At 68.1% G+C, this 12,780-nt stretch carries 9 protein-coding genes; 5 read left to right on the top strand and 4 right to left on the bottom strand.

Translation table 11 applies throughout. The annotated features are described in order from the left end of the window. Position 1: 1 nt before the first annotated feature. The 4 genes from dapE to dapC form a co-directional block, all read right to left on the bottom strand. Positions 2-1,141, bottom strand: a complete 1,140-nt coding sequence (gene dapE / locus AB4850_RS25160) for a succinyl-diaminopimelate desuccinylase (RefSeq protein ID WP_414442201.1) — start codon at positions 1,139-1,141, stop codon at positions 2-4. Between the two features lie 118 nt (positions 1,142-1,259). Further along, entirely contained in the window at positions 1,260-1,616 is a 357-nt protein-coding gene (locus AB4850_RS25155) for an arsenate reductase (protein WP_414442200.1), read from the bottom strand. Next, a complete protein-coding gene (gene dapD, locus AB4850_RS25150; protein WP_414442199.1) occupies positions 1,616-2,443 on the bottom strand; it encodes a 2,3,4,5-tetrahydropyridine-2,6-dicarboxylate N-succinyltransferase in 828 nt (275 codons plus the stop codon). Before dapD ends, AB4850_RS25155 begins: the two co-directional genes overlap by 1 nt. A gap of 58 nt (positions 2,444-2,501) precedes the next feature. After that, positions 2,502-3,719: a succinyldiaminopimelate transaminase gene (gene dapC, locus AB4850_RS25145; RefSeq protein ID WP_414442198.1), complete on the bottom strand. Its 1,218-nt coding sequence runs from the start codon at positions 3,717-3,719 to the stop codon at positions 2,502-2,504. Between the two features lie 256 nt (positions 3,720-3,975). Here dapC and AB4850_RS25140 point away from each other — a divergent pair, with 256 nt between their 5' ends. The 5 genes from AB4850_RS25140 (at position 3,976) to def (ending at position 12,678) form a co-directional block, all read left to right on the top strand. Beyond that, complete coding sequence (locus AB4850_RS25140; protein ID WP_414442197.1) at positions 3,976-4,908, top strand: DMT family transporter; 933 nt, start codon at positions 3,976-3,978, stop codon at positions 4,906-4,908. Between the two features lie 127 nt (positions 4,909-5,035). Then, a complete protein-coding gene (gene smc, locus AB4850_RS25135; protein WP_414442196.1) occupies positions 5,036-8,554 on the top strand; it encodes a chromosome segregation protein SMC in 3,519 nt (1,172 codons plus the stop codon). A gap of 56 nt (positions 8,555-8,610) precedes the next feature. Continuing rightward, positions 8,611-9,975 carry a cell division protein ZipA C-terminal FtsZ-binding domain-containing protein gene (locus AB4850_RS25130; RefSeq protein ID WP_414442195.1) on the top strand — a complete coding sequence of 455 codons (1,365 nt, stop codon included), beginning with the start codon at positions 8,611-8,613 and terminating at the stop codon, positions 9,973-9,975. 97 nt (positions 9,976-10,072) lie between these two features. Then, a complete protein-coding gene (gene ligA / locus AB4850_RS25125) occupies positions 10,073-12,148 on the top strand; it encodes an NAD-dependent DNA ligase LigA (protein ID WP_414442194.1) in 2,076 nt (691 codons plus the stop codon). Then, the gene (gene def / locus AB4850_RS25120; RefSeq protein ID WP_414442193.1) at positions 12,145-12,678 is read left to right on the top strand and encodes a peptide deformylase; all 534 of its coding nucleotides are present in this window, start codon (positions 12,145-12,147) and stop codon (positions 12,676-12,678) included. Before ligA ends, def begins: the two co-directional genes overlap by 4 nt. Positions 12,679-12,780 lie beyond the last annotated feature (102 nt).

Here is a 12,780-nt window from a genome sequence, read left to right as displayed (position 1 = left end):
GTCAGGCGATCAGTTGTTCGAGCACACGGCGGTAAACGTTCTTCAGCGGGTCGATGAAGCGCAGCTCGATATGCTCGTCGATCTTGTGGATCGAACCGTTGGGGGGGCCGAATTCGATGACCTGCGGGCAGATGCGCGCGATGAAGCGGCCGTCCGAGGTGCCCCCGGTGGTCGACAGTTCGGTGGTGAGGCCGGTTTCGTCGCGAATGGCGTTCTCGAGCGCCGTCGACAGCTCGCCGCGCGGCGTCAGGAACGGGTGGCCGCTGATCGACCACTTCAGTTCGTAGTCGAAGCCGTGCTTGTCGAGCATCGCATGCACGCGAGACTGCAGGCCTTCGACCGTGCTGGCCGTCGAGAAGCGGAAGTTGAACAGCAGCGTGACGTGGCCCGGGATCACGTTGGTCGCGCCGGTGCCGCCGTGCAGGTTCGACACCTGCCAGGTGGTGGGCGGGAAGTATTCGTTGCCGTCGTCCCAGCGCTCGGCGGCCAGTTCCGCGAGTGCGGGCGCAAGCAGGTGGATCGGGTTCTTGGCGAGGTGCGGGTAGGCGATATGGCCTTGCACGCCCTTGACCACGAGTTCGCCCGACATCGAGCCGCGCCGGCCGTTCTTGACCACGTCGCCGAGCGTGGCGGAGGAGGTCGGTTCGCCGACGATGCAGTAGTCGAGCCGCTCGCCGCGCGCGTTCAGCGCCTCGCACACCTTGACGGTGCCGTCGGTGGCCGGGCCTTCCTCGTCGCTCGTGATCAGCATCGCGATCGAGCCGCGATGGCCCGGGTGGGCGGCCACGAATTCCTCGCTCGCCACCACGAAGCCGGCCAGCGAGGTTTTCATGTCGGCCGCGCCGCGGCCGTACAGCTTGCCGTCGCGGTGGGCCGGGACGAACGGCGGCGAGGTCCACTGTTCGAGCGGGCCGGTGGGCACCACGTCGGTGTGGCCCGCGAACGCGAGCAGCTTGCCGTCGCGGCCGTCGGCGCCGCGCTTGACGGCCCACAGGTTCGTCACGCCGTTCGAGGCGATCGTTTCGCACGCGAAGCCGATCGCCGAGAGGCGCTCGATCATGATCTGCTGGCAGTGCTGATCGTCGGGCGTCACGGACGGGCGTGCGATCAGTTGTTCGGTAAGGGCAAGGGTGGCGGACATGGTTCGGACCACTTTCGATGAAAAATGCCGGCGCGACGGCCGGCAGGTCGGGGTGGCACGCTTGCTCGGAGCAAACCCGGGCGGCGCGCCGTTCGCGCGAAGCGGCTCGCGCGCGGGTTCAGGCCGCGAACAGCGCCGCGTACTGGTCGGACACGAAGCCGACCGATTTGACGCGGCCGTCGACGACCAGCACCGGGCGCTTGATGACGGAGGGTTTTTCCAGCATCAGCGCGATCGCGCCGGCTTCGCTGTCGGCCGAGGCCTTGACGTCGTCGGGCAGCCCGCGCCAGGTGGTGCCGCGGCGGTTGACGAGGATATCCAGCGGCACGTCCTTCAACCAGCCCTTCACGATGGCGGCGGTGAGGCCGGCCTTCTTGAAATCGTGGAAGTCGAACGCCACACCGTGCTCGTCGAGCCACACGCGGGCCTTCTTCACCGTGTCGCAGTTCGGGATGCCGTAGACGACGGTGGGCATCAGTCGCCTCGCAGCAGTTCGTTCAGGCCGACCTTGGCGCGCGTCTTGGCGTCGACTTTCTTGACGATCACGGCGCAGTACAGGCTGTGCGAGCCATCCATCGACGGCAGGTTGCCGGCCACCACCACCGAGCCGGCCGGGATGCGGCCGTAGCTGATTTCGCCGGTTTCGCGATCGTAGATCTTGGTGCTCTGGCCCAGGTACACGCCCATCGAGATCACCGAGTTTTCCTCGACGATCACGCCTTCGACCACTTCCGAGCGCGCGCCGATGAAGCAGTTGTCTTCGATGATGACCGGGTTGGCCTGCAGCGGCTCCAGCACGCCGCCGATGCCCACGCCGCCCGACAGGTGGACGTTCTTGCCGATCTGCGCGCACGAACCGACCGTCGCCCAGGTGTCGACCATCGTGCCTTCGTCGACGTAGGCGCCGATGTTGGTGTACGACGGCATCAGCACGACGTTCTTCGCGATGAACGAGCCGCGGCGCGCGACGGCCGGCGGCACGACGCGGAAGCCGCCGGCGGCGAAATCTTCGGCCGTGTAGTTCGCGAACTTCGACGGCACCTTGTCGTAGAACTGCGAGAAGCCGCCGGCCGGCATCGGCGTGTTGTCTTCCAGGCGGAACGACAGCAGCACGGCCTTCTTCAGCCATTGATGGACGATCCAGTCGCCGTTCTGCTTTTCGGCGACGCGCAGGGCGCCCTTGTCGAGCTGCTCGATCGCGTGCGCGACGGCTTCGCGCACTTCGGCGGGGGCGGCCTTCGGCGACAGTTCGGCGCGGTTTTCCCACGCGGTATCGATGATTTGCTGAAGTTGTTGCGACATGTTGATTGCTTCGCTGGAAGTGGGAAGAAGGATGAAAACGGCAGCTGGCCCGGCGGGCTCAGGCGGCGAGGCCGCGGCAGAAACTGACGATGCGCCGCGCGCCCTCGACGCATTCGGCGACGCCGGCCACGAGCGCGATCCGCACGAAATCGCGGCCCGGATTGGTGCCGTGCGCGTCGCGCGCGAGGTACGAGCCGGGCAGAACCGTCACATTATAGTCGGCGTACAGGCGGCGGGCGAACTCGGTGTCGGACAGGCCGGTGCGCGCCACGTTGGCCCACAAGTAGAACGCGGCGTCGGGCAGCGCGACGTCGAGCACCTCGGCCAGCATCGGCGTGACGGTGTTGAACTTTTGCGCGTAGAGCGCGCGGTTTTCGCGCACGTGGGCCTCGTCGCCCCAGGCCACGATGCTGGCGCTTTGCCAGACCGGCGAGAGCGCCGCGCCGTGATAGGTGCGGTACAGCAGGAAGCGCTTGAGGATCGCCGCGTCGCCGGCCACGAAGCCCGAGCGCATGCCCGGCACGTTCGAGCGCTTGGACAGGCTCGACAGCATCACGAGCCGCTCGAAACCGCGGCCGAGCCGGCGCGCCGCATCGAGGCCGCCGAGCGGCGGGTTCGCCTCGTCGAAGTAGATTTCCGAATAGCACTCGTCGGAGGCGATCACGAAGCCGTGGCGGTCCGACAGCGCGAACAGCTCGCGCCAGTCGTCGAGCGTCAGCACGGCGCCGGTCGGGTTGCCCGGCGAGCAGACGAACAGCAACTGGGTGCGCGCCCAGACGTCCTCGGGCACCTGCGCATAGTCGGGCGCGAAGTTGCGGGCCGGGTCGCTGTTGACGAAATAGGGCTCGGCGCCGGCCAGCAACGCCGCGCCTTCGTAGATTTGATAGAAAGGATTCGGACAGAGTACGATCGCATTCCTGCCGTCGGCGCGCGGCGTGGCGTCGATCACGGCCTGCGCCAGCGAGAACAGCGCCTCGCGCGAGCCGGACACCGGCAGCACCTCGGTGGCCGCGTCGATCGCCGCCAGGCCGTAGCGCTGCTCGACCCAGCGTGCGATCGCGGTGCGCAGCGCGTCCGAGCCAGCCGTCGCCGGATACGAGGCCAGCCCGTCGAGCGAGTTGGCCACCGCTTCGCGGATCAGCGCCGGGGTCGGATGTTTCGGCTCGCCGATGCCGAAGCTGATCGGGGCGAGCGTGGCGGACGGCGTCACGTCCTTGAACAGCGCGCGGAGCTTTTCGAACGGGTAGGGCTGGAGCGTATCGAGTCGTGGATTCACGGGCTTGGAGCGTCGGGAGCGGTTGGGTCCGTCGGGCGGGACCGGAGCGGGCTGCTGCGGCGCGGCGGCCAGAGGCGCCGCAGGTGCGCACCCGGTGCGCGCCGCGAGCCGCCGATTATAGCGTGCCGCCCGCCCAGGGCGGGAGCGAGGCTTGCCGGGCGACCGGCGGCGCGTACGGTTCCGGAACCAGACAAAAACAGGGCATGAACGGCATGCAGGCCGTCATCCATCGACAGGAACTATCGAGAATGCGGACATGATGGGCAATCAACGTACGGCGCTGCCGACGCTGGCGATTCTGGTGGGGGCTTCGGTCTGGGGGCTGATCTGGTATCCGCTGCGGATCGTCGCCGGGCTCGGCCTGACCGGCACCGCGGCCAGCGCCCTGACGAGCCTGTGCGCGTGCGGTTTCGTGGTGATCTGGCGCCGCCGTTCGTTGCGCACGCTGCGCTGGCATTGGGCGCTGCCGGCGCTCGGCGTGGCGGCTGGCGTGACCAATCTCGGGTTTGTGTGGGGCACGATTCACGGCGAAGTGCTGCGCGTGATGCTGCTGTTCTATCTGACCCCGGCCTGGACCGCGATCTACGCCCATTTCCTGCTGCGCGACCGGCTCGGTTGGGCCGGCGCCGGCGTGGCGGCGCTGTCGATCGCCGGCGCGATGCTGATGCTGTGGTCGCCGCGCCTGGGCTTGCCGTTGCCGTCGACGCCGGCCGAATGGGCCGGGCTGGCCGCCGGCCTCGCGTTCGCGATGAGCAACGTGCTGGTGGTGCGGCTCTCGCGCGATTTGCCCGGTCTCAAGCCCGAAATGCGTACCGCCACGCTGTTCGCGGGCGGCGCGGCGTTCGGCATCGCGGCCAGCTTCGTCGAGGGCGTGCCGGTGGTGCCCGCGCCGCACGCGCTCGGGCTCGCGCTGCTGATCGCGGCCGCGATCGGCGTGACGATGGCGCTCAACAACCTGCTGGTGCAATACGGGCTGTCACGCGTGCCGGCCAACCGCGCCTCGGTCATCATGCTGTTCGAAATCGTCGTGACCGCGCTGTCGGCCTGGGTGTTCGCCGGCGAATTGCCGGGCGCGCGCGAGTGGGCGGGCGGCGCCTGCATCATCGTCGCCTCGCTGCTGTCGAGCCGTGTCCACAAGGCCTCGGCCCCGGACGCCGATCCCCGGGACGACGCGCGCGCGATGGTATGATTGTTCCGCTTCACGGGGGCGGCCGCACGACGGTTCGCCCCCGTTGTCCGAATTTCGGGACGGGCGGCGCCCGCAGTGCGCCGCCGGTTGCCGTCCGTTTCAATCCCTATTCCATACCGATACCGACGTGCGACTGAGCTCGATCAAACTCGCAGGCTTCAAATCCTTCGTCGATCCCACGCATTTCCAGGTTCCGGGCCAGCTCGTCGGCGTGGTCGGCCCGAACGGTTGCGGCAAATCCAACATCATCGACGCCGTGCGCTGGGTGCTCGGCGAATCGCGCGCCTCCGAGCTGCGCGGCGAATCGATGCAGGACGTGATCTTCAACGGCTCCACCACGCGCAAGCCCGGCAGCCGGGCCAGCGTCGAGCTGATCTTCGATAACTCCGACGGCCGCGCGGCCGGCCAGTGGGGCCAGTACGGCGAGATCGCCGTCAAGCGCGTGCTGACACGCGACGGCACCTCCAGCTACTACATCAACAACCTGCCGGCGCGCCGCCGCGACATCCAGGACATCTTCCTCGGCACCGGCCTCGGGCCTCGCGCCTACGCGATCATCGGGCAGGGCATGATCGCGCGGATCATCGAGGCCAAGCCCGAAGAGCTGCGCGTGTTCCTGGAAGAAGCCGCCGGCGTGTCGAAGTACAAGGAACGCCGCCGCGAAACCGAGAACCGCCTGCACGACACGCGCGAGAACCTGACGCGCGTCGAGGACATCGTCCGCGAACTCGGCGCGAACCTCGAAAAGCTCAAGGCGCAGGCCGTGGTCGCCACGCGCTACAAGGATTTGCTGGCCGACGGCGAGGAAAAGCAGCGTTTGCTGTGGCTGCTGCGCAAGAGCGAGGCTCAGGGCGAGCAGCAGAAGCAGCAGCGTGCGATCGAACAGGCGCAGATCGACCTCGAAGCGCAAACGGCCAAGCTGCGCGAAGTCGAGGCGCAGCTCGAAACGCTGCGCGTCGCCAACTATTCGGCCAGCGACGCGATGCAGGGCGCGCAGGGCGCGCTCTACGAAGCCAACGCCGAAGTCAGCCGGCTCGAAGCCGAGATCAAGTTCATCGTCGAATCGCGCAACCGCGTGCAGGCGCAGATCGCCGCGCTGACGGCGCAGCGCGAGCAATGGCAGGCGCAGACGCAGAAGGCCCAGGACGACCTGGAGGAAGCCGAGGAAGCGCGCGCGATCGCCGACGAGAAGGCCGCGATGGCCGAGGACGACGCGGCCGCCAAGCACGACGCGCTGCCCGCGCTCGAAGCGCGCTGGCGCGATGCGCAGGCGCAGCTCAACGACGAGCGCGGCCGCATCTCGCAAACCGAGCAGGCGCTCAAGCTGGAGGCCGCGCACCAGCGCAACGCCGATCAGCAGTTGATGCAGTTGCAGCAGCGCCACGAGCGCCTGAAATCCGAAGCGGGCGGCCTCGACGCGCCCGACGAGGCGCAGCTCGAAGAGTCGCGCATGCAGCTCGCCGAGCAGGAGGAAGTGCTGCACGAGGCGCAGGCGCGCCTGAGCGACGCGCAGGAAACACTGCCGCGTCTCGATGCCGAGCGCCGTGCCGCGCAGGAGCGCGTGCAGGCCGAAAGCGCGCAGATCCACCAGCTCGAAGCGCGCCTGGCCGCACTCAAGCAGCTTCAGGAAAATGTCCAGACCGAAGGCAAGATCCAGCCGTGGCTCGACAAGCACGAGCTTGGCACGCTGCCGCGTCTCTGGAAAAAGCTGCACGTCGAAGCGGGCTGGGAAACCGCGCTCGAAGCGGTGCTGCGCGAGCGTCTCGCCGCGCTCGAAATCTCGAATCTCGACTGGGTCAAGGCGTTCGCGACCGACGCGCCGCCGGCCAAGCTCGCGTTCTTTTCGCCGCCCGCCGCCGGCGAGCCGCTCGCGGCGCCGGCCGGCATGCGTCCGGTGCTGTCGCTGCTGCGCATCGACGATGCGGGCCTGCGTGCCGTGCTCAACGACTGGCTCGGTTCGGTGTATGTCGCCGACGATATCGCCCAGGCGCTCGCCACCCGTGCCCAGTTGCCGGCGGGCGGTGCGTACGTGGTCAAGGCCGGCCATATCGTGACGCGTGCCGGCGTGCAGCTTTACGCCGCCGATTCCGAGCAGGCCGGGATGCTGGCGCGCCAGCAGGAAATCGAGAATCTCGGCCGCCAGGTGCGCGCGCAGGCGCTGCTCGCCGACGAGGCGAAGACGGCCGCAGTGCGCGCCGATGCGGCGCATACGCAGGCCGCGCAGGCGCTCGGCGACGTGCGCGGGCAGGCCGAACGCGCGACCCAGCGCGTTCATGCGTTGCAGATGGACGTGCTGAAGCTGGCCCAGGCGCACGAGCGCTACATGCAGCGCAGCACGCAGATCCGCGAGGAACTCGAGGAAATCGGCGCGCAGATCGAGGAACAACGCGCGCTGCGTGCCGAATCCGAGGCGAACTTCGAGCGCTACGACGGCGAACTGGCCGAATTGCAGGCGAAGTTCGAGGACAACCAGCTCGCGTTCGAGGCGCTCGACGCGTCGCTGTCCGACGCCCGCCAGCGCGCGCGCGATCTCGAACGCGCGGCCAACGATGCGCGCTTCGCCGCGCGCAACTCGGCGAACCGCATCGACGAACTGAAGCGCACGATTCAGGTCGCGCACGACCAGATCGAACGCGTGGCCGGCTCGCTGGAAGACGCCCGCGCCGAACTCGAAACCATCAACGAGCAGACCGCCCACACGGGCCTGCAGGATGCGCTCGAAATCCGTTCGGCCAGGGAGCAGACGCTGTCGGCCGCACGCATCGAGCTCGACGACCTGACCGCCAAGCTGCGCGCCTCCGACGAGCAGCGCCTGGCCGCCGAGCGCTCGCTGCAACCGCTGCGCGACCGCATCACCGAGCTGCAACTGAAGGAACAGGCCGCGCGCCTGTCGTCCGAGCAGTTCGACGAGCAACTGGCCGAAGCCGGCGTGGACGAAGCCGCGCTGCTGCCGAAGCTGACGCCCGACCTGAAGCCGTCCTACCTGCAGGGCGAGGTTACGCGCATCAACAACGCGATCACGGCGCTCGGCCCGGTCAACATGGCGGCGCTCGAGGAGCTGGCGGCCGCGAGCGAGCGCAAGGTGTTCCTCGACGCGCAATCGGCCGACCTGCTGCTGGCGATCACCACGCTCGAGGACGCGATCCACAAGATCGACCAGGAAACGCGCACCTTGCTGCAAGGCACGTTCGACGAGGTCAATCACCACTTCAGCGACCTGTTCCCGAAGCTGTTCGGCGGCGGCCAGGCGAAGCTGACCATGACCGGCGACGAAATCCTCGATGCCGGCGTGCAGGTGATGGCGCAGCCGCCGGGCAAGAAGAACGCGACGATTCACCTGCTGTCGGGCGGCGAAAAGGCGCTCACGGCCACGGCGCTCGTGTTCGCGATGTTCCAGCTCAATCCGGCGCCGTTCTGTCTGCTCGACGAAGTCGATGCACCGCTCGACGACGCGAATACCGAGCGTTTCGCGAACCTGGTGCGCGCAATGTCCGACAAGACGCAGTTCCTGTTCATCTCGCACAACAAGATCGCGATGGAAATGGCGCAGCAGTTGATCGGCGTGACGATGCAGGAGCAGGGCGTGTCGCGGATCGTGGCGGTCGACATGGAAACCGCGACCGGTTTTGCCCAGAATATTGGCTGATCGCGCGCGCCGCCTCGCTGTGGCGCGCCGGAAAAAGAATTCCTGATGGAGCATGCATGGACGAGTTGACACTCGGGTTGGTAGGCGCAGGCGTGGTGGTGGTCGGCGGCGTGGCGATCTATAACGCCTTGCAGGGCGCGAAGGTGCGCCGCAAGATGCCGCGGCCGATGCCGTCCGAGACGGCCGATACGCTGGCGCGCCAGGAGCGCGACGACGACGCGCCGTTCATCGAACCGGTTCGCCAGCCGTCGGCGCGCCGCGATGCGGCTGCCCCGGCCGCACCCGCCGCACCCGCTTCTGCGGCGCCAGCCGCGGCGTCGGCTCCGGCCCCGGCCGTCGATCGCGCCGCGCGCGTCGAACCCACGTTCGGCAGCGCGCCCGACGCATCATTGCCGGCCGACGTGCCGGCGGATCTGCAGGCCGACGAGACGCTGACGGCCGCGGCCGGTGGCACGGACAGCACGCCGGCCGAACCTCATGCCGGCGATACGCACGCGCCGCATTCGGGCGAAGCGGGCACGGCCGATGCCCCCGTCGAGCCGGTTTTCGACGCCGATGACGAGCCGGTGTTGCCCGCCGCCACCACGATTTCCTCCGCGCCGCCGGCCATCGTCGATCGGCGCATCGATTGCATCGTGCCGATCCGGCTGGCCGGGCCGATGCCGGGCGAGCGCCTGATGCCGGCCGCGCAACGCTTGCGGCGCGCGGGCAGCAAGCCGGTCCACATCGAAGGCAAGCCCGAGGGCACCGATCATTGGGAATTGTTGCAAGGCGGCGTGCGCTACGAGGAGTTGCGTGCGGCGGTTCAGCTTGCGAACCGCAATGGCCCGCTCAACGAGCTCGAGTTCTCCGAGTTCGTGTCGGGCGTCGGCCAGTTCGCCGATGCGATCGACGGCGGCGCCGAATTCCCCGACATGCTCGAAACCGTGCAGATGGCGCGCGAGCTGGACGGCTTCGCCGCGCAGTGCGACGCGCAACTGTCGATCAACGTGATGTCGGACGGCGCGCCGTGGTCGGCCAACTACGTGCAGGCCGTGGCCTCGCAGGACGGCCTGCTGCTGTCGCGCGACGGCACGCGCTTCGTCAAGCTCGATGCCCGGCAGAACCCGGTGTTCATGCTGCAGTTCGGCGACACCAACTTCCTGCGCGACGACCTGACCTACAAGGGCAGCAACATGATCACGCTGGTGCTCGACGTGCCGGTGGCCGACGAGGACATCCTGCCGTTCAAGCTGATGTGCGATTACGCCAAATCGCTGTCGGACCGGATCGGTGCGCGGGTGGTCGACGATTCGCGCCGGCCGTTGCCCGAGGCCACGCTGGTGGCGATCGAGCAGCAACTGATGAAGCTGTACGGGCGGCTGGAGCAGGCCGGCATTCCGGCCGGTTCGCCCGTCACGCGGCGCCTGTTCAGCCAGTAATCGGGGCAGGGCCGGCAGGTGCGAGACAGACGGTGCGCAAGCGCACGCCGCCTGAGATAATCCTGACTCGATTGTCACGAGAGCAAGTGCCGCCAGCATGGCCCGATCCCCAGTAGAACCGCCAGCCAGCCAGCCGTCCGATCGGGCGGCCTGGTTGCGCAACGAACTCGAGCGCGCGAATCACGCGTATTACGTGCTCGACCAGCCCGATCTGCCCGACGCCGAATACGATCGGCTGTTTCGCGAGCTGCAGCAGATCGAGGCCGACCAACCCGACCTGATCACGCCCGATTCGCCCACGCAGCGCGTCGGCGGCGAGGCGTCCACGGGCTTCACGCCGGTCGTGCACGACGTGCCGATGCTGTCGCTGAACAACGGTTTCGCCGACGAGGACATCGCCGCGTTCGACAAGCGCGTGTCCGACATGCTCGACAAGGCCCCGGCCGATCTGGCCGGCACCGCCACCGACCCCGTCGAATACGCCTGCGAACTGAAGTTCGACGGGCTGGCGATCTCGTTGCGCTACGAGCACGGCAAGTTCGTTCAGGCCGCCACGCGCGGCGACGGCGCGACGGGCGAGGACGTGACCGAAAACGTCCGCACCATCAAATCGATTCCGATCACGCTGAAGGGGGCCAACCCGCCCGCCGTGCTCGACGTACGCGGCGAAGTGCTGATGTACAAGCGCGATTTCGCACGCCTGAACGAACGGCAGCGCGAGGCCGAGCAGCGCGAGTTCGCGAACCCGCGCAACGCGGCGGCCGGCAGCCTGCGCCAGCTCGATTCGAAGATCACGGCGCAGCGGCCGTTGTCGTTCTTCGCCTACGGCATCGGCGTGCTCGACGGCGCGCCGATGCCCGACACGCACAGCGGCCTGCTCGACTGGTACGAATCGTTCGGACTGCCGGTCAATCGCGAGCGCGCCGTGGTGCAGGGCGCCGACGGCCTGCTCGATTTCTTCCGCAAGGTCGGCGAGCGGCGCGAATCATTGCCGTACGACATCGACGGGGTGGTCTACAAGGTCAACCGGCGCGACGAGCAGGAGCGGCTCGGTTTCGTGTCGCGCGCGCCGCGCTTCGCGCTGGCGCACAAGTTCCCGGCCCAGGAAGCGCTGACCAGGCTGGTCGCGATCGACGTGCAGGTCGGCCGCACCGGCGCCATCACGCCGGTTGCACGGCTCGAACCGGTGTTCGTCGGCGGCGCGACCGTGACCAACGCGACGCTGCACAACGAGGACGAAGTCCGCCGCAAGGACATCCGCATCGGCGATACCGTGATCGTGCGGCGCGCCGGCGACGTGATCCCGGAAGTGGTGTCGGCGCTGATGGATCGCCGCCCGGCCGACGCGGCCGAATTCGTGATGCCGACCGAATGCCCGGTGTGCGGCTCGAAGATCGAGCGCCTGCCCGACGAGGCGATCGCCCGCTGCACGGGCGGCCTGTTCTGCCCGGCCCAGCGCAAGCAGGCGCTGTGGCACTTCGCGCAGCGCCGCGCGCTCGATATCGACGGCCTCGGCGAAAAGATCATCGATCAGCTCGTCGAGCAGAACCTGGTGCGCACGCCGGCCGACCTGTTCCATCTCGGCTTCGGGACGCTGGCCGCGCTCGACCGCTTTGCCGACAAGTCGGCGCAGAACCTGCTCGAGTCGCTCGAAAAGGCGCGCCACACCACGCTCGGCCGCTTCATCTACGCGCTCGGCATTCGCCATGTCGGCGAATCCACCGCCAAGGATCTGGCCAAGCATTTCGGTTCGCTGCAGCCGATCATCGACGCCACGCCCGAGCAACTGCTCGAAGTCAACGACGTCGGGCCAGTGGTGGCCGAATCGCTGCACCAGTTCTTCGCCGAGGAACACAACCTCACGGTGATCGCGCAGTTGCGCGAGAAGGTCGAATGGCCGGAGGGGCCGCCCGCGCCCCGCGAGCCGCAAGGCGTGCTGGCCGGCAAGACGGTCGTGCTGACCGGCACGCTGCCCACGCTCGCGCGCGACGACGCGAAGGCCATGCTCGAAGCGGCCGGCGCGAAGGTGACCGGCTCGGTGTCGAAGAAAACCGATTACGTCGTTGCTGGCGCCGAAGCGGGCAGCAAGCTCGCCAAGGCCGAGGAACTCGGCATCCCCGTGCTCGACGAGGACGGGATGCATCAACTGCTCAAGGGGGAGACACCATCATGATTCGCGCAATCCTGAAGATGGGCGATCCGCGCCTGCTCGAAGTCGCGAAGCCGGTCGATGCGTTCGACACGCCGGCGCTGCACGAACTCGTCGCCGACATGTTCGAGACCATGCATCACGCCAACGGCGCGGGGCTCGCCGCGCCGCAGATCGGCGTCGATCTGCAGGTGATCATCTTCGGCTTCGGCAACAACGCGCGCTATCCCGACGCGCCGCCGGTGCCGGAGACGGTGCTGATCAATCCGAGCGTCGAGTATTTGCCGCCGGACATGGAGGAGGGCTGGGAAGGTTGCCTGTCGGTGCCGGGCATGCGCGGCGTGGTGAGCCGCTACGCGAAGGTGCGTTACGGCGGCTTCGACCAGTACGGCAAGCGCATCGATCGCGTGGCCGAGGGTTTTCATGCGCGCGTCGTGCAGCATGAATACGATCACCTGATCGGCAAGCTCTATCCGATGCGGATCACCGATTTCTCGAAGTTCGGCTTCACCGAAGTGCTGTTTCCGGGCCTGGACCCGAACGCCGACGATTGAGCGTCGAGCGTGCGAGCCGCGCCCGAATGAAAAAACGGCGCCGGGAACCTTGGGGTTCGCCGGCGCCGTTTGCGTTTCGCATCGCGCGATATCGCGATGTCA

It is taken from the genome of Burkholderia sp. 22PA0106 (genome assembly GCF_047497155.1).
Classification (GTDB): Bacteria; Pseudomonadota; Gammaproteobacteria; order Burkholderiales; family Burkholderiaceae; genus Burkholderia.
Note: the sequence above shows the minus strand (reverse complement) of the source record. Positions and strands in the feature narration are given on the sequence as shown.